Annotated in this window: 17 protein-coding genes; 12 read left to right on the top strand and 5 right to left on the bottom strand. The window is 49.4% G+C overall.

What is annotated here, in order from left to right:
• Positions 1-183 precede the first annotated feature (183 nt).
• Positions 184-525, top strand: a complete 342-nt coding sequence (locus ACO6UX_RS05665; protein ID WP_422445656.1) for a hypothetical protein — start codon at positions 184-186, stop codon at positions 523-525.
• A 1-nt stretch (position 526) separates the two neighbouring features.
• Here the strand turns inward: ACO6UX_RS05665 and ACO6UX_RS05670 are convergent, their stop codons facing one another.
• Complete coding sequence (locus ACO6UX_RS05670) at positions 527-1,471, bottom strand: helix-turn-helix domain-containing protein (RefSeq protein WP_422445658.1); 945 nt, start codon at positions 1,469-1,471, stop codon at positions 527-529.
• Positions 1,472-1,644: 173 nt separating this feature from the next.
• On the opposite strand from ACO6UX_RS05670, the gene galE reads away from it, so the two are divergent.
• The 4 genes from galE to asd all read left to right on the top strand — a co-directional run bounded on the left by galE (position 1,645) and on the right by asd (position 5,670).
• Positions 1,645-2,661, top strand: a complete 1,017-nt coding sequence (gene galE, locus ACO6UX_RS05675; RefSeq protein WP_422445660.1) for a UDP-glucose 4-epimerase GalE — start codon at positions 1,645-1,647, stop codon at positions 2,659-2,661.
• Positions 2,658-3,731, top strand: a complete 1,074-nt coding sequence (locus ACO6UX_RS05680; protein ID WP_422445662.1) for a UDP-glucose--hexose-1-phosphate uridylyltransferase — start codon at positions 2,658-2,660, stop codon at positions 3,729-3,731. Before galE ends, ACO6UX_RS05680 begins: the two co-directional genes overlap by 4 nt.
• 26 nt (positions 3,732-3,757) lie before the next feature.
• Positions 3,758-4,909: a galactokinase gene (gene galK / locus ACO6UX_RS05685; RefSeq protein WP_422445664.1), complete on the top strand. Its 1,152-nt coding sequence runs from the start codon at positions 3,758-3,760 to the stop codon at positions 4,907-4,909.
• 143 nt (positions 4,910-5,052) lie between these two features.
• Positions 5,053-5,670: an archaetidylserine decarboxylase gene (gene asd, locus ACO6UX_RS05690; protein WP_422445666.1), complete on the top strand. Its 618-nt coding sequence runs from the start codon at positions 5,053-5,055 to the stop codon at positions 5,668-5,670.
• Between the two features lie 122 nt (positions 5,671-5,792).
• On the opposite strand, the gene ACO6UX_RS05695 is transcribed toward asd, so the two are convergent.
• The 3 genes from ACO6UX_RS05695 to ACO6UX_RS05705 form a co-directional block, all read right to left on the bottom strand.
• Complete coding sequence (locus tag ACO6UX_RS05695) at positions 5,793-8,561, bottom strand: hypothetical protein (protein ID WP_422445668.1); 2,769 nt, start codon at positions 8,559-8,561, stop codon at positions 5,793-5,795.
• 498 nt (positions 8,562-9,059) lie between these two features.
• Positions 9,060-9,329, bottom strand: coding sequence for a hypothetical protein (locus ACO6UX_RS05700; protein ID WP_422445670.1), 270 nt, complete (start codon positions 9,327-9,329; stop codon positions 9,060-9,062).
• A gap of 59 nt (positions 9,330-9,388) precedes the next feature.
• Complete coding sequence (locus ACO6UX_RS05705) at positions 9,389-11,200, bottom strand: hypothetical protein (RefSeq protein WP_422445672.1); 1,812 nt, start codon at positions 11,198-11,200, stop codon at positions 9,389-9,391.
• A gap of 573 nt (positions 11,201-11,773) precedes the next feature.
• On the opposite strand from ACO6UX_RS05705, the gene ACO6UX_RS05710 reads away from it, so the two are divergent.
• The 4 genes from ACO6UX_RS05710 to ACO6UX_RS05725 all read left to right on the top strand — a co-directional run bounded on the left by ACO6UX_RS05710 (position 11,774) and on the right by ACO6UX_RS05725 (position 15,222).
• Positions 11,774-12,376: a hypothetical protein gene (locus ACO6UX_RS05710; RefSeq protein ID WP_422446153.1), complete on the top strand. Its 603-nt coding sequence runs from the start codon at positions 11,774-11,776 to the stop codon at positions 12,374-12,376.
• A gap of 260 nt (positions 12,377-12,636) precedes the next feature.
• The gene (locus tag ACO6UX_RS05715; protein WP_422445674.1) at positions 12,637-13,338 is read left to right on the top strand and encodes an MlaA family lipoprotein; all 702 of its coding nucleotides are present in this window, start codon (positions 12,637-12,639) and stop codon (positions 13,336-13,338) included.
• A 202-nt stretch (positions 13,339-13,540) separates the two neighbouring features.
• Positions 13,541-14,716 carry a SpoIIE family protein phosphatase gene (locus ACO6UX_RS05720; RefSeq protein WP_422445676.1) on the top strand — a complete coding sequence of 392 codons (1,176 nt, stop codon included), beginning with the start codon at positions 13,541-13,543 and terminating at the stop codon, positions 14,714-14,716.
• A 2-nt stretch (positions 14,717-14,718) separates the two neighbouring features.
• On the top strand, positions 14,719-15,222 hold the full coding sequence (locus ACO6UX_RS05725) for an STAS domain-containing protein (protein ID WP_101748885.1): 504 nt from the start codon (positions 14,719-14,721) through the stop codon (positions 15,220-15,222).
• A 192-nt stretch (positions 15,223-15,414) separates the two neighbouring features.
• Here the strand turns inward: ACO6UX_RS05725 and dusA are convergent, their stop codons facing one another.
• Positions 15,415-16,422 (bottom strand): tRNA dihydrouridine(20/20a) synthase DusA, encoded by a 1,008-nt coding sequence (gene dusA / locus ACO6UX_RS05730; RefSeq protein ID WP_422445679.1) that lies wholly within the window; start codon positions 16,420-16,422, stop codon positions 15,415-15,417.
• A 659-nt stretch (positions 16,423-17,081) separates the two neighbouring features.
• Between dusA and recQ the strand changes: the two genes are divergently transcribed.
• The 3 genes from recQ to cpaB all read left to right on the top strand — a co-directional run bounded on the left by recQ (position 17,082) and on the right by cpaB (position 20,325).
• Positions 17,082-19,292, top strand: a complete 2,211-nt coding sequence (gene recQ / locus ACO6UX_RS05735; protein ID WP_422445681.1) for a DNA helicase RecQ — start codon at positions 17,082-17,084, stop codon at positions 19,290-19,292.
• Between the two features lie 427 nt (positions 19,293-19,719).
• Entirely contained in the window at positions 19,720-19,878 is a 159-nt protein-coding gene (locus ACO6UX_RS05740) for a hypothetical protein (RefSeq protein WP_422445683.1), read from the top strand.
• Positions 19,879-19,884: 6 nt separating this feature from the next.
• Complete coding sequence (cpaB, locus tag ACO6UX_RS05745; protein ID WP_422445685.1) at positions 19,885-20,325, top strand: Flp pilus assembly protein CpaB; 441 nt, start codon at positions 19,885-19,887, stop codon at positions 20,323-20,325.
• Positions 20,326-20,770: the final 445 nt, after the last annotated feature.

Raw genomic sequence — 20,770 nt, forward strand, 5'->3', positions numbered from 1 at the left:
TGGTTTTATCATTAACGGTATCAGGGCGGATAGATGCTTAATCTACCCTAAGAACCAGAGCTATTGTTGCTGAGAAAATAATTAGAACGCACTTTCAATGAACCACTGGCAGGAGTAATCTCTTTGCGTGATGCCTGATTAACGCTTCAGCCTTCTTTTCGAGTCAAGCAGGACGCAATTATTATGAAAACACTTGTTGGTACTCTTTCCGTGACTATAGCAATTATTTATTCGTCGTCTATTATCCAGGTCACTGCCAATGAGCTTGCTCCCGACCAGACTCCGTACTCCGAAGGTATCACTGTGACTCCCGTGGGCAGTCAGTCTCAGCAGTTGCGTCAATCTCTGGCTTTACCGAAACATGGTCAAACCATGGATGAAGTCAGGGAGGTGCTGGGCAGCGCCAGCCAGACAGAAACCATTGGTGAACCCGCCATCACCCGCTGGTATTATCCAGACCAAAAATTGACGGTGTACTTTGAAGGTAAACGGGTATTGAGGTCAGTGGTTGATAACACGCACTGAGTTATAAAAGCTGTTTTCTGAATTGCCCTGGCGGCATACCAAAATAACGCTGAAAAGCTTCATAAAAGCGGCTGAGAGAACTGAAACCACAGGCATAGCCAATATCGGCAATGGGCCGCTTGCTGTCCATCAGCAGCAGTTGAGCTTTCTGCAGGCGTTGGAACTGCAGATATTGCTTGATAGAGACCCCCATCACACTGGTAAACAGGTTGGTCGTATAATTCTTGTGCAGCCCAAGATGAGCCGCCACATCGGCGGTTGAAATAGGCCGATGCAGGTTTTCCCCGATAAAGTGAATCATGGTAGAAACATGGTGTGCACCTTTCAAACGACCACTGCCCGGATGACCGGCAGCCGGTGCCTGCTCAAGATGGTCTTCGGAGACACTTTCCGGGTGATCCCACCCCTGAAAACTGATGCGCTTTAACAGCAGTGACAGCTCACCCAGAATAATCTCCTTTAATTCCGGGTGACCGCTGCGAAAATCCTCATGCCAGCGACTCAATCTCATGACCAGGTAGTCATGGTCCGGCTTTGCCAGGGCAATAGCGCCGGTCATCACCTCCTGCCGGAGCTGTCCCATCAGTGGCCACTGAAGAAATTCCGGTAACGGGATATAGAGATTATAAAGGGTGCCTTTCCCCGGATTTTTTTCCACCAGGCCCACCAGTCGATGGGGCATGTTGGCCCAGAAGATGGCCAGCCGGTTTTCGGGAATGCGCTGCTCCCTGCCATTGACAATATAAGTGGCCGAGCAACCCAGCAGATAGTTCAGCTCAACATGGCCATGAACATGGCCACTGTCCATAATATAAGGGGCCCGGTTTTCGATATAAAAGATGTCCCCCTGAATATCGGAAATCGAGCCAGGCATGGGGACCACACCTTCGGTTCTGCGACCGGTTCCACGACATTGCCTGACCGACAATAGCTGCTGACTGCTCACAAATATTGACCCTTATCAAAAAGCCCCACAATGATACCCATTGCCGTGGCACAAATCTTTGTTTTCGGGAAAAACAAGAAAAAAACCGTAAAAGAAATATCCTGCTGCCTGTTCTTAAAATGACCACAATCGATTATTTAACGGGCAGACAAGCTGCCTGAACGAGGTAGACAATGAGTATCCTGATCACCGGCGGGGCTGGCTACATTGGCAGCCACACCTGTCTGGAATTACTGAATGCCGGTTATGACGTGGTCGTCGTAGATAACCTGTGCAACAGCCATGAGACCGCGCTACACCGGGTGGAAAGCCTGACGGGTAAGCAGCCCGCTTTTTATCCTGTGGATATACGCGATAAAGAGGCCCTGCGCACCGTATTCACCAGGCACACCATTGAAGCGGTGATTCATTTTGCCGGGTTAAAAGCCGTTGGTGAGTCTACCCGGATACCGTTGGCTTATTTTGATAACAACGTCAACGGAACGGTTAAACTTCTGGAAGTCATGGATGAGTTTGACGTACGACACCTGGTCTTCAGCTCTTCTGCCACCGTGTATGGCGACCCCCATGAAGTGCCGATCAGGGAAGACTTCCCGGTTGGCCAGGTTACCAACCCCTATGGACGCAGCAAGTTCATGGTGGAGGAGATCCTCCGTGATACGGCGGCTTCCGATGATCGATGGAATTTCAGTATTCTACGCTACTTCAACCCGGTGGGTGCCCACGAATCCGGCCTTATCGGCGAAGACCCAAGTGGTATACCCAACAACCTGATGCCGTATATTGCCCAGGTAGCCGTTGGCAAGCTGGAGCAGCTCAACATCTTTGGCAACGACTACGCGACCCACGATGGTACCGGTGTGCGTGACTATATCCATGTGGTTGATCTGGCCCTTGGCCATCTGGCAGCATTGCGTACCCATTGGACCGATCAGGGTGTCCACACCTATAACCTGGGTACCGGCAAAGGCAGCAGTGTTCTGGATATGCTGCACGCCTTTGAAAAAGCCTGTGGCAAACAACTGCCTCACCAAATCCAGCCACGCCGTCCCGGGGATATCGCCCAGTGTTACGCCGACCCGGCCTATGCAGAACAAAAGCTGGGCTGGAAAGCCACCCGCACCGTTGACGATATGACCATCGATACCTGGCGCTGGCAGTCAGAAAACCCGAACGGATTTAACCAATGACACCATTTAATCCTGTTGATCACCCACACCGTCGATTCAACCCGCTGATTGGCGACTGGGTACTGGTATCTCCCCATCGTGCCAAACGCCCATGGCAGGGGCAGGTGGAAAAAACAGCGCCGGACTTTCGCCCCGTGCATGATCCTGAGTGCTTTCTCTGCCCGGGAAATGACCGTATTACCGGTGACCACAACCCGGACTACACCGATCCCTACATTTTCCCCAATGACTTCCCGGCACTGCTGACGGATACCCCGGATGCAACCAGCGAGTCAGACCTTTTCCAGAGCAGCTCCGCCAGGGGAGAAGCACGGGTGATCTGTTTTTCACCGGATCACAGTAAAACCCTGCCACAGTTGACCGAACAGGAAATCCGCAAGGTGGTTGATACCTGGGCAGAACAGGTTATCGAACTGGGACAGAGTTACCCCTGGGTACAGCTGTTTGAAAATAAAGGGGCCGTGATGGGCTGTTCCAATCCCCACCCCCATGGGCAGATCTGGGCCAGCAGCTTTCTGCCCAACGAAGCGCGCAAAGAAGACGACAACCAACGTCAATGGCTGCAGGAAAAAGGCACCAATATGCTGGTTGAATACGCCCTGCGGGAATCTGAGTCCAGTGAACGTACTGTCGTTGAAAATGATCACTGGATTGCCGTGGTTCCCTACTGGGCAGCCTGGCCGTTTGAAACGCTCCTGCTGCCCAAGCGACAGGTGCTGCGCATGCCGGATCTGACCGAAGTGGAACGTGATGCCCTGGCCGACATCCTGAAAAAACTGACGACAAAGTACGACAATCTGTTCCAGACGTCATTCCCCTACTCTATGGGCTGGCATGGTGCGCCGTGCCATCAGGGGGAGGTCAATGCCGATGATAGTCACTGGCAACTGCACGCCCATTTCTATCCACCACTGCTGAGATCAGCCACCGTTCGCAAGTTTATGGTGGGTTTTGAAATGCTGGCAGAAACCCAGCGTGACCTGACCGCGGAACAGGCTGCCGCCCGTCTGCGCGAACTGTCCGATGTGCATTATCTGGCAAGCAGCCCAGAGCCTGAAAAAAGCCTTTAAGATTGCTCCGAGTTATGGAAAGTAAGATGAACCAGAAACAAACCCTGACTGCACTGTTCGAGATAACCTTCGGTCATCAGCCAACCCACTATTTCCAGGCACCTGGCCGGGTCAATCTGATTGGTGAGCACACCGACTACAACGATGGTTATGTATTGCCCTGTGCCATTGAATACCAGGCAATGATTGCGGCTTCTCCCAGGGATGACCAGAAAGTCATGGCCACGGCGCACAGTTACGACGGGCAGGTAACCGAGTTTGAACTGTCTCTGCCGGTTCCGCACAGTGAAGAAGCCTTCTGGAGCAACTACATCCGTGGTGTCGCCACCGTACTGCTGGAAAAGGAAATGAGCCTCAAGGGTGTCAATATTGCCATTATTGGCAATGTTCCCCAGGGCGCTGGCCTAAGTTCATCCGCCTGCCTGGAAGTGGTTACCGGACTGACCCTGACCCGAATGGCCGGACTGGATGTCAGCCTGAAAGAGCTGGCATTGATTGGCCAGCAGGCAGAGAACGAGTTTGTTGGCTGCAAGTGCGGCATTATGGACCAGATGATTTCCGCCTGCGGCAAGGAAGACCATGCCATGCTGCTGGACTGTCGATCCCTGGATACCCGACTGGTGCCCATCCCTGAAAATGCAGCGGTGGTGATTATCAACTCCAATGTCAAACGTGGCCTGGTAGACAGCGAATACAACACCCGTCGTGCACAGTGCGAAGCAGCAGCACAGCACTTTGGCGTCAAAGCCCTGCGGGATATCACCCTGGACCAGCTGGAAGCCAGCCAGGGCGAACTGGATGAACTGACCTACCGGCGGGCCCGCCATGTGGTGACTGAAAATGATCGCACCCTGGCCGCTGCCGAAGCACTGGGCAGGGGTGACCTGGAAGCCATGGGCAGATTAATGGCTGAATCCCATCTCTCCATGCGGGACGACTTTGAGATTACCGTACCGCCCATCGACGGTATTGTTGATATTGTCAAAGCGGTGATTGGCAGTGAAGGCGGTGTCAGAATGACCGGTGGCGGCTTTGGCGGTTGCGTCGTTGCACTGATTCCAGCGGAAAAAGTGGATGCGGTCACACAGGCGGTTACTGAACACTATCCGACCTGCTCCAATGGCCTTGTGGCTGATATCTACGTTTGCCGTGCCTCCCAGGGGGCTGGTGAAGCGTAAGTAGCTAATCAATGGGATCCCTCAAGGGGTCCCTGTCCTGAAGTTATTGACTTCAGAAACCCGATTCCCGGGTAACTTTTTTCTCTTTTCGCGGTCTAATCTTTTAACCAACTACTTGGAAGGCACTGACCGCGATACCCTGCATGCTCTGTTTACAGCGAATACTACTGACCGGCTGCATTATTCTGACAGCAATTATCAGCTTTTCTGAATGTTCTATAGCTGAGCAGCCCCCTGCCCAGTCAGAAACTGCTTACAGCGTCCCCCCTTACCTGCAAAGGCTGCTGCCTCACCAATTGATCAACTATCTGGCTCACTCCCTCGCTGAAAAAAAATGGCCATGGCTTAAAAATCAGTTAATCAGCGAATTCACCGCCAGAAATAACATCGATTTGAGTGAAGCGCTCCATGAGCATCCTGATAACTATCGGAACTTTAACGACTTTTTCACACGCGCCCTGAAAAAAGGGGCACGCCCGCTCCCGGACGACCCGGATCTGATCATCAGCCCGGTAGATGGCACTATCAGCCAGATGGGAGCTGTTGACAACGGCCGGATTTTTCAGGCAAAGCAACATGATTACAGCCTTTCAGCGTTATTTGCCGGAGACAATCAGCTGGCCAGCCGATTCAAGCATGGCCTGTTTATGACTATCTACCTCTCCCCGGGGGACTATCATCGTGTTCACATGCCCACCAGCGGAACCCTGAGACAAATGATTTGGGCTGGCTTGAACACCACCAGCCAGACAACAAAATAAAAATGGGGACTGCCATCGGCAGCGTTCCGGATTGAAACAATTTTTTCACAGAGGTATTCATTCCATACACATAAAAATACCTCTGAATCGCTTCAGAGGTATCCTCAGCCAGATGATTAGTGTCACACTTCGTCGCTGCTATCTCCGTTGAGTGGCATTGTTAACGACTCCATGGTGTCCATATCCCTCGAACTACTCATACTGTGGTCAATACTTTCCGAACGAGATTCAGAGTCAAAATTCTCATTTAATAGTTCCTGAATGTCAGGGGAAGGATCACGCAAGTAGTTATCCTCCGAGGATGAAAAGCCGTCCCCATAACGCCCAATCGGTGTCAGGCCGCCTATCAAACTGGAGCCATCCTGCAGGTGGGTCGGCCTTGATTGAACCATTGTCCCATCAGCTGTTGATTGACTCTGTAATTGCAATGAAGTGTACGCTGAATCCCCACCTGCCTGGTTCAGGCGACTCTGGCTGATACTGCCAGCTGCACCCTCACCCCCCAGGTCGGCAGCGAGCCCTCTCTGGATCTCATACTGGGACAGGTCATCAAAGCCTGGCGTACTCGTTACCAATGAAGAATAGCCTGACTCAATAGACCTCTCTTCTCTTTTAATGGTGACACTTGTCTTGCTGGTACTTTCCAGCAGCTCTGTTCTTGATTCCAGAGAAGCAAGTCTATTTTCGTTCTGCACCTGCTCCGTTCTTATCGTCGAGAACTCTTTACCCAGCCCTTTCAATTCACTCTTTATATCATTCACCAGCGGGGCAAAGTTCGGGATATTAATAATTGGTTCTATTTTGCTGATAAATTCCTGTATTTTCTCCTCACAACTTTGTAAACGACCACTGAAATCATCCATACGCTTACCAGTCATTTGTACACCACCTTTCAGTTCAAGAATGCTTTTTTTAATACTGTTGATTCCCTCCAGTTGTTCTCGTAGCTCCCGGATCTCAACTTCTGCTTTATTCATTAAAGACATATGACCATTGATGGTTGCCACCCCCTTCTTACACTCCAGCTCAGATTCAGCCAGTTTTTGCTGCAGCTGATCGACCTGTTCTCGCAGCGTATCTATCTGTGTCTGGGATACCCTTTGCTGTTCCTGAAGTATCGCAATTTTTTGTTCTTTTACTGCAACATCGTGGCGTAGTCTTTGAATTTCTTCCTTATTACCTTCAGCTTTAGCTGTAGCCAATTCGGCACCAAGGCCACGTACCTGAGTGTTCAGATCACGAATCTCTTTCTCACGCGCCGAAATTGATGACAAATGAGTCTGAATTAATTCCTGTTGACTCTGGATCGTTATTTGTGAATTTTCAATATCTGTTTTATGAGATTTCTGCTCCTTCATCAGAGCCTGATCCGTTTTACCCTTTTCAAGTAAAGTTGCATCGTACAGGGCCCGGTTATCCCTGGCCTGCTTATGAGCTGTTTCCAATTCACCCGTTAGTTTCTGATTTTTCTGCTGCAACTCTGTATTAAGGGTTTTTGTAGTATTAAACTCCGTTCCCATGCGATGCATAGTGCCAAGTTCTGACACCTGTTGTTCGATTCGTTGCTCTAAACCTTTAATATTTCTTTCGCTTGCTTTCAGTTCTTGCTCCAGGTGAGCGACCCGTCCCTTACTTTGACCCACCTCCTCCCGTAAAGAGTCAACTTCTTTTCCCATTCGTGCACGTTCAGTCTGGAGGTTTTCTATTGACTCCAGTTTCTCCTTTAGCGTGGTCTGCAGTTGCCTGGCGCATTCCGATACGTGATTTTTATCCGCCTGAACCCTGGTCAGCTGTTGCTCCAGGGAAAGTGCCTCTTTCTTTATTTCCGAAAGTTCATTTTGTGTATCACTTAATAAATTCTCCGAGCGGGTCAGTTGGTCATTGGCAACCTCCAGACTGGTTTTCGTGTTATGTAGCTCATTTTGCAACCGGGTCTCATTTTTCCGATATGAGTCCAACTCTTCTTTTAACTGGTTCTTCTCCAGGTTTGTTGCAGACAGCGCCTGCCCATCCCGCTCAATCTCTTTGTTCAAAAAAGCCACGCGACGATCCATGTTCTCAATGGTCGCTGACAGCCCTGACTTTTCAGTCACCAGCTCTGACATTGCGGATTTCAGCTGAAGATTCTTCTCAGCCTCTGCATACATCTTGCCTTCAGCATTGCTTGCATGGTCTAACGCGCGATTGAGCTGACCTTCCAGAGATTGTTTATCCGCATGCGCAGATTGCAACTCAGTGTTTAGTCGGGCTACCTCTTGCTCTGCCTCGCTCCATTTCAATTGAGCCTGCTCTGATTGCTCTCTCTCCCCTTTGAGCTCATGGTTGACACTATTAAGAGTGTCACTCATCTGCCCCTGTAACTCAGTTAATGATTCATTCTTCGCCAGTAGCATCTCGATTGTTTGACCGGCCATTTGGTGAGAGTCCAGGAGTCGCTCCGTACAATCAGTCATGCGCTGGCTCGAATTCTCCCATCTTGAGGATCTTCGCTCCGTCGCTAATAATTCAGTATATCTGTCAGGAGTAATATCAGCTCTTTTTGCCAGTTGATGACTTCGTTGTTCACTGGCTTTTAGTTTTTCCCTGGTGTCACGAAGTGCCATGCGAAGTTCATTTTTCTGCTTCCTCAGCTCATTGTTGTGATCCTTCAACCTGAACATAGCCTCAGGGTTAACATGATCAACAACACGACCATCAAAAGGGGGAGAGCCATCAAATGATGGAGCTCGCCCTTCCTGATGCCCTGACAAATGAGGCATGTCAGCCTTGTGATCAGATACTCTATTCCCCCCCCAGGAAACCTGCCCCTGCCCCGTTTCGGGAGCAGACGGCGGCACACCAGTATATAAGCTGGGCGCGGGGGGAGTTGTCATGATATTGCTATAAGACATTTTATTACCTTGCATTTTTTGTTGGGCCAAAATAACAATGCTTGGAGAAGATAAAGCTGGAGAAAGTTGCATGAATTCATATTTTTTTTAAAATCAAAAGACAGTGTTTTAATTTCAATATCCGATAACTCATTATCTGAAAACCAGGGAGAGAAAACTCGACAATCGGGTTGTTCGGGGTTTTAGACCCATTTATCGCAACCGCACGACTGCATGGATGCAGGAGCAGGCACACCGTTTCAATGAGTTTGAGGTGTAATCTCAGCGCAGGATGCACGAACGAAGGGTGATTGGCACAGTCTTGGGTATGGTGTTTACACCCTTCGACTCCGCTTGGGATGAACAAAGTTTGGGCGTCATTGATAGAGAACCCATCAATGACATTGAAACCATGTATCAGGGGAACGCAGGAGCAGTTGCCGCGCAGGACAGTATTAAGTAAGGCAGGCTTCTCGGAGGCTGACTATGCAAGGAATAAACCGGATAGCATAGCCGTAACTAAACTTCCGGATTATCGGGTAAAGTTGAAGTATCCGCTTCCGGCCTGGAAGACACTGGCAGACTGTCCGTGTTAGCACAGGAATCGGCCCGATCAGGCGTTTTTGCCCATATCTTCCGACTAAGCCAACCGGTGCTCTGCCGTATAGAATCGGCAATAGCCGTACTCTTTTTCCATGTCCATGAGGCCATGGGCTTCGCTCCGTAATCAAAAGCCAGATACAAGGATTTGTAGAGCTGGCTATAGGGCCACTTCACTAAACCAATCATGACACTATCCAGCCGAACTGTTGCTTGCGATAATGCCGTCCTTTGGGTTGCTACTGGCGTTATGGCTTTTGTTCAACATTTTCGGATTCTACTACCTCATTTGCAGCTACTGACCCAGGCGTTTCAGTCCGAGGTAATTCAGCGGTACTTTGATCGTCTTGCTTTTGTTGTTGCTGCAGCTCCTTATTAAGTTCAATGAATTTTTCCTGTTGTTCCTGCAGCGCCTCAAATTGATTGACTGCTTGCAATAAACGCTCATTCTCGTAATGCAATTCCTGATTTTGTGTCAGCAGTTTGAGCTTTGCTTCATCAATAGATTTTAATTTAGCGTCCAGCTCCCCGATTGTCATAGCGTCAGCTTCAAGCCTGTCTTTTAATGCTCCTTTTAAACCTGTTAAATCCGCACTATCCGAACGTTCTCCACTAATCAACATTTCCAGAGAATTTAAATCTTCATCTTGCTTTGCTTTTTCTTCTGACAGTTGTTTATTTTCTTCCACCAAACGAGCTACATCACCTTCGTTACTTTTAAGTTTTTCCCTGAGGTCACGCAACTCATTAGAAAGGTCCAGAACACTGCTTTCTGCAACATGAAGCTTATCGGTTATATTTTCCAGCTCAGATTGAGTACCGACATTGACGTTTACCACTTCCTGCTCCGAGTTACCGTGGACAGGCATACCCAGCGACTCTTCGTCCTCAGAAACTGCCTGTTTTATCAGTAATTCAAACCCCGCTCCTGCCAGGGTACCTTCAACCATGTGGTAATCAGCATCCGAGGAACCAATCTCTGTCTGGGCAGACATATCGACCCGCACTCGGGGTTCACTTACTGTGACTTCAGATGTCTGCACTCCAGGTGAATCCTTTGGAATATCCAGTGTCGCCTGAAGTTGCTTAATATGATTCTCAAGCTGTGATCGGGCATGAATTTCGGCCTTTGCTTCCGCTTCTTTTTCTTTAAGCAGATTACTGTATTGCTCCTTCAAACTCGTTAATTGATCACAAGATTGACTGTATTGTTGTTCAAGCTGAGATACCTGGGCTCTAAGCGATGTTTCCACAAACTGCAGACTCTCATTATTAGCACATTGATCTTTCATCATCTGATCCAATTCGCTGCATTCCGCCTTCAGCTTTTGAACCTGCTCTTCGTTTTCAGCCTCGATATCCTTAATAGCTTCTTCATAACCACCCGCTAATTTATCCATATCAGATTGATGCGTCGCCGAAAGCTCCTTCAATTCAAGCTTATGCTGATTATCTGACTTCATCGTTTCAAAGAGATGCCGACCTGATAATTTGCATATCTCTGCCTCGTAAAGACCCTCTAAATCAGACATTCGCTGCTGGTCTGCTGCTAATTTGCTCTCAAGATTATGAATTACATCAGCCTGTTCCTGTCTGGTCCGCATATCACCTTCCAGATCATGATCATGTTGCTGCCGGGCTGCTTCAAGCTCTTTGGAAAGCTCTGCAATGCGTACCGATTTTTCAGCCAGTTGTTTCTCCAATGCAACTCTTATATCCTGATAACGATTACGGTTATCTGCATTATTGCTCTCAAGACCATCTGCACGATTGGCTAAAAGTTCAAGCAGATGATTGAGCTCATGATTTCTCATCTGCTCCCGTTTTAATTTAAGCTCCAACTGCTTTGCCTGATCATTAACCTGATCGTTCAGGCTCTTTAACTCACCAGAGTGGGTCTTCCAGGCTGCCAGCTGGTCAGAAACCTGTGCATGTCTGGAATCAGATTCTTGTTTGTGATGCTTAAGCTTCCCGACTTCCTGAACCTGCTTTTCCACCATTGGCAGGAGCTTTTGCACCGGCTCTTCAACCCTGGCAATCTTGCGGAACAGGAGTTTCATGCCTCTGCCTGCATCATAGGCCAGAGAGGCAGGGATAAGTATCGGGCTAAGCACAATAGTGGCAAGGTATCCAAACGGGCCAAGCTTGCCAACAAGCCATTTTCCCCATTTGATCAAACCGGGCTTGTTAAAGCCCAGGTCATCAACCGCAGCTTTGGTTGTTTGATGTATTGCATTGGCTCCATCGTTCACACCCTTGATGGCGGATGAATAAGCCGTATCCGGCCCAGCATTGGCCGCCAGGGTTTTCACCGGATTATCAGTTACAGGTCCCATGATCATTCCCTCTCTATGTTTTTATTTAAAATCGATTAATTTGAACTCTTGTTTTAGAGTGGAAAGTTATTAATTAGTTTCCCAGCCAAATAAATATTTTATAAATAAAAAAATAATTTTTGATATCATTAAAGAATAACGAGATATTTATTCCCGATGCACTATTAATGTGATTGTCCAAACCAGTGCTCCCACAAGTGAGGGCAGCGGATTATGGTTTCTGAGTTTTCAGCAGCAAAAAGAACTTCCTATGCCTCTCTTTGACCACTCTACAAAAGTTAATTCAATACCAGTATTCTGGCCTTTGTGTCTGTTCCTTTCCTGGTGTCACTGTCATTGACCCATTTCCTGGGCGATGCATTAAACCAGTATTCCTTCAGTGACATTGCCTTGGTCACCTTTTTGATTACCACGACGCCGGTATCACTCGGGGTGGTCTTCCGCCATTTTAAAACGTCGATTGCAGTAAAGATTGAAACCGGGCTCGAACGTTTGGCTTACGCACTGTGGACCATCATCGTGCTTGGTGCAGTGGCGTCCGCCGCCGAAAATGTTATGACTAACTTTTCCCAAGTGGTTATGGGACTTCTTTTCTTACCCATTGTGATGACGTGTTTTGGTTTAATACTGGTACGATTGTCTAGTCTCACCCGTACCGAGTCCAAAACCCTTGCCATTGAAGCCAGCATTCAGAATTCCCCCATGGCTCTGACCCTGACGGTATTGATCAGTGGCGTGAGCACAGGCTTGCCAGACCTGGCCCTGCCAGCAGCGGTGTATTCGCTGACGATGTATGCGGTTGCGTTCCCGTCCGTGATTTTGTTACGTCGATGGGGCGATGGGGCCAAACAGACTCCGGGCTTTAACCCGACAGCTGATTCACCCAGTCAGGCGGGGTGATACCGGGACACTTGGACAATGGCGATGGGACAGGGAGATTGTTCTCAACCTCTGACTCTGAAGCTGACTATGGGTTGGCAATAGTACATGAGATCAAGTTAGAATAGCCTCTTAATCGTTTTTTTTATAACTCATCCCGACAGCTAACCGTCCAGGAAAACCCTTTGCGAAACTCATCCCGTCATTGCATGCAACAGAAAACAGGTGTGCCAGAGTCATTGAAGAGGTTGAAAATTAACAAGGAATCAAGGATCAAACGTGTGAATCATTCTCCTGCGTTTATTGTTCGTTCAGTTGTCGTAATGGTACTGACACTCTTTCCCGCTTTGACGTTTGGCACTGAACCCGTCTCTTACGATGATCCACTGGAGAGCTGGAACCGCCGGGTGTTCAAACTGAATGACACCCTGGATCACTATGCCTTGAAGCCAGTGGCAAAGACCTACCACTTTGTCACCCCCGGGCCGGTGCAAACCTTAGTCAGCAACTTTTTCAGCAACCTCGGGGAACTGAGAAATATCGCCAGCGCCGGCGTCCAGCTCAAAGGGCAGGATGCACTGGTGTCATCGGGCCGCTTCATCATCAATTCAACGGCGGGTATTCTTGGCCTGATTGATGTAGCAACGCCCATGGGGCTTGATAAGCGCTACAGCGATTTCGGGCTGGCTTTTGCCAACTGGGGGGTGCCTTCCGGACCTTATCTTGTGCTTCCGTTACTTGGCCCGAGTACGTTCCGTTCCGGTGTTGGCCGAATTCCTGATGCATTCACCAATCCGGTAGCCTATCATGACTCTGAGCGGGATCGCTGGATTCTCGACGGCATTGACCTTATCAATCGTCGCGCTCAATTCCTGGATGCTGAAGAGCTGATTCTTGGAGACCGTTACACGTTTATCCGGGACACTTATTTACAAAGACGTGAATATTTGATCACCGGCCAGCTGCCTGAAGATGACTTCTAACTATAAACCGTCAATGACAATCACATCAGTCATTGGCTCAGATGACTTTAAGCAAACACATTAATTTGCCAATACTCCCGCTTGCAGCCAAGGCAGCTTGGGAGTATTTTTCCCTTAACTTTACATTTTAATGTGGTTTTTTTATCCGAATGTATCGGGTTCACGTGGGTCCTTATCTTCACTTTACTTTGCGGGTGTATCCATGACCGGCAGTACCATTCTGGTCATCGATGATGACACTATAGTACGTGAAAGCATTGTCGCCTACCTGCAAGGCATTGGCTTCAAAACCCATGAAGCCGGAAATGGACAACAGGGCCTGCATATTTTTCGTGACTGCCATCCGGACCTGATTCTGTGTGATCTTCGCATGCCGATCATGGATGGACTCACCATGCTGAGCCAGGTGCGCAGTGAAGCCAGTGACATACCCTTTATTGTTGTCTCCGGCGCTGGCGTTATGACCGATGTGGTAGAAGCCCTGCACCTTGGCGCCAGCGATTTCCTGGTGAAGCCGATCGTGGATCTTGAGGTATTAGAGTACGCCATCCACCGGGCTCTTGAAAAAGCCCAGTTACTGATGGAAAACAAGCGCTACCGGGCCAGCCTCGAAGAAGCCATCAACTCTTTGAAGAGCAGCCTGACCCTGCTGCAGGAGGACCAGAAAGCCGGCCGTCAGGTGCAGATGAATATGCTGCCCAGACACCCGCTGGAATACAGGAATTTCAAAGTTGACCACAACATCATCCCATCCCTCTATTTAAGCGGGGATTTTGTCGACTATTTCACGCTCAGTGACCACAGTTTTGCCTTCTATCTGGCCGATGTCTCCGGGCATGGCGCGTCATCTGCTTTTGTTACCGTGCTTCTCAAGCACATGTCCATCAGCCTGCTTCAGGACTATCACAACAACGGCGGTAAAATCAGGGTCAAACCTTCACATGTGTTGAGCTACATCAACCAGAGCCTGCTGAAAACCGGACTGGGAAAACATGTCACGGTGTTTGGTGGCATAGTCAATACCCGTGACCAGACGCTTACCTACTCGTTTGGCGGACATTTTCCATTACCCGTGATCGCTGAAGAAGGCAAACAGGTCCGTTTTCTTGAAGGCAAAGGCTTACCGGTAGGATTGTTTGAGGATGCTGTTTATGAGGATGTCATTATAGACTTGCCCCGGCAATTCAGCTTAACTATTCTATCAGATGGTATTCTTGAGGTTTTGCCCCAGAAAAGCCTCAAAGAAAAGGAAGATCATTTATTATCGGTTATCGGAGAAGGTGCCGACACCATAGCAACATTGACCGAAAGACTGGGACTCAATGATATTCAGGAAGCTCCTGATGACATTGCAATGTTAATACTGGCTCGATACTGATTATGACACCCGGAAAAATTCAGTTTGCCGAAAGCGAAGGTACCTACGTACTGAAGCTGATCGGAGAAGTTCGACTCACCCTCTGCTCCAGTCTGGAGAATCTGCTTCAGGCCATGTTCGAAGAGCCGCGATTTCGTTCTGTGATTGTTGACCTTTCAGAGGCGGAAACCATCGATAGCACGTCACTGGGGCTATTGGCGAAATTATCCATTATGGCCAGAAAGCAGATAGACCAGCGGCCAGTGCTGATATCTCCCCGCCCTGATATCACCAGAATCCTTATGAGCATGGGTTTTGAGCGAATCTTTATCATTGTTGAAGATGTCGCCGGTCAGACCTGCGAATACCAGGACATTGAATGCGAGGAGTGCAGTGAGGAATCCATTCATGCCCGGGTACTGGAAGCCCACAGGACACTGATGAGCCTGAATGAAAACAACCAGAAGGCCTTCAGTGACCTGGTTAAACAACTGGAGCGTTGCAGGCAGCCAGAGGTGACTGCCTGACGTTGGTTTGCACATTGCCTCCCGGGAGCCTGTCGGACTTAAGCGTCCGTAGCGAGGGTAGCGAGAAATTGAGGATAAAAATTTCTGCTTCTGAGGAGAATAGCGGGGCTATTTGACGAAGAAGCAGGAATTTTTAGACCAATTTACCGCAACCGCAGTAGGACAGTCTTAAGTCCGACAGGCTCCCATGTATTACACGCTTTCCACAAGCCTGACAGCATCAAGCAGCACTTCAATCCCGGCACCGGCTTTATGGGCATTTTCACTGATATGCCGGCGAAAACGACGGCCGCCGGGTACACCGTGATAAAGCCCCAGCATATGGCGGGTAATATGGCTAAGCCATGTTCCCCTGGCAAGCTCTGACTCAATATAGGGCAGCATCTTCTCGATCACTTCAGCGCGACTCTTCACGGGCTGCTGACAACCATAGAGCCGACCATCCACCTCCGATAGCAGATACGGATTCTGGTAGGCTTCACGACCGAGCATCACTCCATCCACATACTGCAGGTGATGATCGATCTCCTCAAAGGTCTTGATCCCGCCATTGATAGAAATATTCAGCCCGGGAAACTGAGTTTTAAGCGCATACACCCAATCTGGCTTTAACGGCGGAATATCCCGATTCTCCTTCGGAGAAAGCCCTTCCAGAACGGCAATACGGGCATGAACAATAAAGGTATCGCACCCCGCCTGTGCTACGGTACCGACAAAGTCCAGCAACTCTTCCCAGGACTCGCGACCATTAATACCAATGCGATGCTTTACCGTTACCGGAATGGATACACGCTCTTTCATGGCTCTGACAGCATTGGCTACGGTTTCCGGCTCTGCCATCAGACAGGCACCGATACGGCCATTTTGCACCCGGTCACTGGGACAACCCACGTTCAGGTTCACTTCCTGATAACCCCGCTCTTCCGCCAGCCCGGCACAAAAGGCAAGGTCGCTGGCATCGTGTCCACCGAGCTGAATGGCCAATGGGTATTCAAATGCATCATGCTGTAAAAAGCGGTCTTTATCGCCGAACACCAGGGCACCGGTGGTGACCATCTCGGTGTACAGCAGTGCCCGCTCAGACAGGACGCGGTGGAAGTAGCGACAGTGTCGGTCCGTCCAGTCCATCATTGGTGCCACGGAAAATCGCCGACCCGGTGAAACCACCGTTGTCTCTTTATTAGCTATAGGTTGATTCATTAACCACTAAGGTCCACTGACATAATCTGAAAAACCCCGAAATCGACTGCCATTTGCTACGTATTTGCTACGCATTTACTACCCAATAAAAGTAGTGAAACACGACCTCAGAACCCTGAAAAAAATAGCGGTCAAGTATGACAACCTCAACAAGAAAAACAAAGTCGGGAAATGTGCGGTATGCCGTTAAGACTCAAAAAAACCATTAGAGGTGACAAGTGCTCCTGGCCCACCATTTCAATGAGTTTGGGGTGTATTCTCCGTTCACCCTGAGCGGAGTCGAAGGGTGATTGGCACAGTCCTCAGGGTATGGAGTTTGCGCCCTTCGACTCCGCTCAGGACGAACGGAGTTTGGGCTTCATTGATAAAGAGAACCCGTCAAATACATTGAAACCGTGAACTAGACACACCCTGAGTATTTTTCTTAGCAAAAAACAGTGGGAAGGCTATTCTTGCTTAAAACCAAAAGGCTACGGAGGGCAAAGGGTAATTGCCTGTTCTCCTGTGCTGGTGAAAATAACTTCAATGCAAATTCCCATACAATTTCCACGGGCCAGCCTTTTTGAACCAGCAAATAAAGTTGAAAATGGCAGCATAAAGACGGTAAAAAGGACAACCACTGGAATTTCTATCCTGAAACAGCCTGAATCCAAATAGCTATGTCCGCACCAGCACTAGAAATACTCAATTCCGTCTTTGGATACGATGCATTTCGCTCACACCAGAGCGCCATTATTGACAACATACTGGCTCGTAACGACACGCTGGCCATCATGCCCACCGGTGGTGGAAAGTCTATCTGTTACCAGATCCCGGCGCTGATCTTTCCGGGCCTGACCCTGGTGATCTCGCCGCTGATCTCCCTGATGGAAGATCAGGTTCATCAACTGACGTCTCTGGGCATCCCTGCCGCCCTGTTAAACAGCACCCTGAGCAGTGCGGATTATCATAACACCCTGGGCCAGGTACAGAATGGCAATATCAAGCTGCTGTATATGGCACCGGAAACCCTGATGCTGGAACGTACGCAACAGTTGCTCAGCACCCTAAACATCGACTGCCTAACCATTGATGAAGCCCACTGCATCTCCGAATGGGGCCATGATTTCCGCCCGGAATACCGGCAACTGGCGGAGGTGCGCCGACACTTTCCAAATGCCGTCTGTGTAGCACTGACAGCCACCGCCACACCAAGGGTACAGCAGGATATAAAAACCAGCCTGCAGATGTCCGATAGCAATGAGTTTATCGCCAGCTTTAACCGGACCAACCTGTTTCTGGAGGTGATTGAGAAAAAGAAGCCTGTTGACCAGACCCTGAAACTGATTGAGAAATACCAGAACCAGTCCGGCATTATCTACTGCAATTCCAGGAAACAGGTGGATGAACTGACGCAGATTCTGGCTGATAACGGTTGTTCCGTAGCGCCCTATCATGCCGGACTTGCCAGTGAAGTACGCAAAGCCAACCAGTCCGCTTTTATCCGGGATGATATTCAGATCATGGTGGCCACCGTGGCGTTTGGCATGGGCATCAATAAATCCAACGTTCGTTTTGTCCTCCACTTTGATATGCCCCAGAATATTGAAAGCTACTATCAGCAGATCGGTCGTGCCGGGCGGGACGGACTGCCTGCCAACTGCCACTTCCTGTTCAGCTATGGCGATATTCAGAAGGTCAAGTTCTTTATCAACCAGAAACCCGATTCGGAACAGCGCATCGCCAACCAGCACCTGAACGCCCTGATCGGCTATGCCGAATCCGAGGAGTGCCGCAGAGCACCGCTGCTGCACTATTTTGGTGAAGCCTATAGCCAGGAAAACTGTCAGCTCTGCGACAACTGCCTATCCGAAAAACAACCCTTTACCGATGTGACCGTGCCCGCCCAGAAACTGCTCTCCTGCATCTATCGCACAGGACAACTCTTTGGTATTTCCTATGTGATTGATGTGCTGCGGGGTTCAAAATCGAAAAGAATCCGGGAGCGCCAACATGACCAGATTCCCACCTACGGCATCGGTACTGAATTGACCAGACCCCAGTGGCAGCAACTGGCCCGTAAATTGATACAGGAAAACCTGGTACTTCAGGATGCGGAATACGGCAGCTTAAAACTGACCGACAATGCCCGTGCCGTGCTCAAAGGGGCTCAGCAAATCCAGCTCAGGCTCACCCAAAGAGCAGAACCCGCCAGTAAAGCAGCAACAGAAAAACAGGGCAGTCTGGATTATAACCACGAGCTGTTTGATATTCTCAGGGCCTGTCGCAAGGTGCTGGCAGATCAGGAGAACGTGCCGCCGTACATTATTTTTTCCGATAAAACCCTGATTGAAATGTCGGCCAGATTTCCACAATCCAGGGACAGCCTGTTACAGGTCAGCGGTGTTGGCCAGGTAAAACTGGATCACTATGGGGATGCGTTTCTCCATGAAATCCGGTCATTCTGCGAAAAACATCAGATAGAAGAGATTGCACAACCTTCTGCCAGTGACAGCCGCCCTCGTTATCGAACAACAAGCCGGGGCCGACATGTTGAGGTTGGGGAGTCATTCAGCCAGCATAACTGTCTCAACCGTCTTCAGGAGGAGTTTAATCTGAAGCTGTCTACCCTGCTCAGCCATCTCTATAAATACCAGACGGAAGTCGCTCATCTACCGGTTTCGGATGCTTTTCTCCAACAGTCCCGGTTATTGCCTGCACAACAGGCTCGTGTTCTGGAAGCCATAAACACCCATGGTACTGATCGTTTACGCCCATTGTTTGATGCCATGCAGGAACAGGTTTCTTATGATGAGTTGCATCTGTTAAGGCTGCACTATCTGGTTCAACATCCGGAATCACTCACGGACAAAACCGGCGACAACAGATAATAATCAAAAAGGATTCGGCTTGTCGCAGGGTATGAACTCACCGAAGAAATATCCGTTCAAATGGCATACAGATAAAATATTGACCAAATTCACACAAACTATAGACACAAGCTGATTAATATAAGTCCAGCGATTGCAGGGATATTAGTACCAATCGCTTCCAAACCGATCACATTTATAAAGTTAGTAAAAGGATGATTAACATGATCAGGCAATTGATTCGCGATTTCCTTAAAGAAGAAGATGGGCTGGCTGCTGTTGAGTATGCGGTTTTGGCTGGGGCAGTTATTGCGGGAGTTTCAGCACTTTTCTCCGCTACAGGAGTAGACTTTGCTGCAATTGGAAAGACTCTGAAAGGAAAGATTGACACAGCATTTTCCCCTATGCCCTGGCCATTGCCACCGGCGTTATTCTGCAATTTTCCACCATGGATATTGCCCTTGAGCATCTGCCCGACGGTGCCCTGACCAGGCTTACAGAAATAAACGGTAAGATGGCCCTGAATGCACTGTTGCCGTGGGATATTATTATGTCCGCACGGTTAACCGATGCCGGTACTGGTGGTTTGCTGGCCACCCGGGTATAGCCGGGCATGCGGGCGGTGAGCGTTCGGGTAAACGATGTCAGTGGTGTTGCCGGTTTTGTACTGCCCGGCGACCGGGTGGATGTGCTGTCTATCCAGACTGCCCGCAGCGGTGGCACCAATAATACGGACAACTCCGAAATTCTTCTTTCAGATGTGGTAGTGCTGGCAGTAGACCAGCAGGCAATCAACGACAGTGGTCGCCCTCAGGTGGTGCGCTCGGTGACCCTGGAAGTCTCACCACGGGACAGCGAATCCCTGGTGCTGGCCAGCAGCCGTGGCAGCCTGCAACTTTCTTTGCGCAATCCGGAAGAATCTTTGTATCCGGAGGTAGAAGATAACCGGCTGCAGATTATCCGGGGCACCTCCCGGGAGCTGACCCGACTGAAAGGCCAGTCTGTCAGCCCGGGTGCTTCCGGGCAACCGGCCTCTCTGGCTTCCAGCAACTGATCAGGGGTAGTGTTTACGATGTTATGTTCACCGAATCGAATTATTCTCAAGAAGCTGGCCAGAGGGTTTTTCAGAAAGTGCATCAAAGGCTGCGCTCTCGGCAGTCTCTCACTGTGTCTGTTATCAACCGTTACTAAAAACCTACGATAATCAGGATTATCTGGGTTTATCTACATCGTCAACGCCACCGCTTACCGGAGTAAGTCTTACGCAGCTCTTCTGTAGGGATTAACGTCGGGCTGTAACATGTCCCGACGGGGTCACCTAGACGGGGTCACCTAGGAGGCTGACCGAGAATAGCGCCCGTAGCGAGGATGGCAGAAACTAGGTAGTAGCAACCGTTGAATAAGGCAATAAAAAAGCAGATTAACCAAGATAATCATAGATTACTCGACACTGTTATTAGCCCCACTGATACCCGAGCGTACTTTTGCGGCCAGCGCCA

This window comes from Endozoicomonas sp. ALB091 (assembly GCF_049310265.1).
Classification (GTDB): Bacteria; Pseudomonadota; Gammaproteobacteria; order Pseudomonadales; family Endozoicomonadaceae; genus Endozoicomonas.

What these genes read in the sequence shown, in the direction of transcription:
- ACO6UX_RS05665 (WP_422445656.1), top strand. Translation starts at nt 184, where the DNA reads ATGAAAACACTTGTTGGTACTCTTTCCGTGACTATAGCAATTATTTAT.
- galE (WP_422445660.1), top strand. Translation starts at nt 1,645, where the DNA reads ATGAGTATCCTGATCACCGGCGGGGCTGGCTACATTGGCAGCCACACC.
- ACO6UX_RS05680 (WP_422445662.1), top strand. Translation starts at nt 2,658, where the DNA reads ATGACACCATTTAATCCTGTTGATCACCCACACCGTCGATTCAACCCG.
- galK (WP_422445664.1), top strand. Translation starts at nt 3,758, where the DNA reads ATGAACCAGAAACAAACCCTGACTGCACTGTTCGAGATAACCTTCGGT.
- asd (WP_422445666.1), top strand. Translation starts at nt 5,053, where the DNA reads ATGCTCTGTTTACAGCGAATACTACTGACCGGCTGCATTATTCTGACA.
- ACO6UX_RS05695 (WP_422445668.1), bottom strand. Translation starts at nt 8,561, where the DNA reads ATGTCTTATAGCAATATCATGACAACTCCCCCCGCGCCCAGCTTATAT.
- ACO6UX_RS05700 (WP_422445670.1), bottom strand. Translation starts at nt 9,329, where the DNA reads ATGATTGGTTTAGTGAAGTGGCCCTATAGCCAGCTCTACAAATCCTTG.
- ACO6UX_RS05705 (WP_422445672.1), bottom strand. Translation starts at nt 11,200, where the DNA reads ATGAAACTCCTGTTCCGCAAGATTGCCAGGGTTGAAGAGCCGGTGCAA.
- ACO6UX_RS05720 (WP_422445676.1), top strand. Translation starts at nt 13,541, where the DNA reads ATGACCGGCAGTACCATTCTGGTCATCGATGATGACACTATAGTACGT.
- ACO6UX_RS05725 (WP_101748885.1), top strand. Translation starts at nt 14,719, where the DNA reads ATGACACCCGGAAAAATTCAGTTTGCCGAAAGCGAAGGTACCTACGTA.
- dusA (WP_422445679.1), bottom strand. Translation starts at nt 16,422, where the DNA reads ATGAATCAACCTATAGCTAATAAAGAGACAACGGTGGTTTCACCGGGT.
- recQ (WP_422445681.1), top strand. Translation starts at nt 17,082, where the DNA reads ATGTCCGCACCAGCACTAGAAATACTCAATTCCGTCTTTGGATACGAT.
- ACO6UX_RS05740 (WP_422445683.1), top strand. Translation starts at nt 19,720, where the DNA reads ATGGATATTGCCCTTGAGCATCTGCCCGACGGTGCCCTGACCAGGCTT.
- cpaB (WP_422445685.1), top strand. Translation starts at nt 19,885, where the DNA reads ATGCGGGCGGTGAGCGTTCGGGTAAACGATGTCAGTGGTGTTGCCGGT.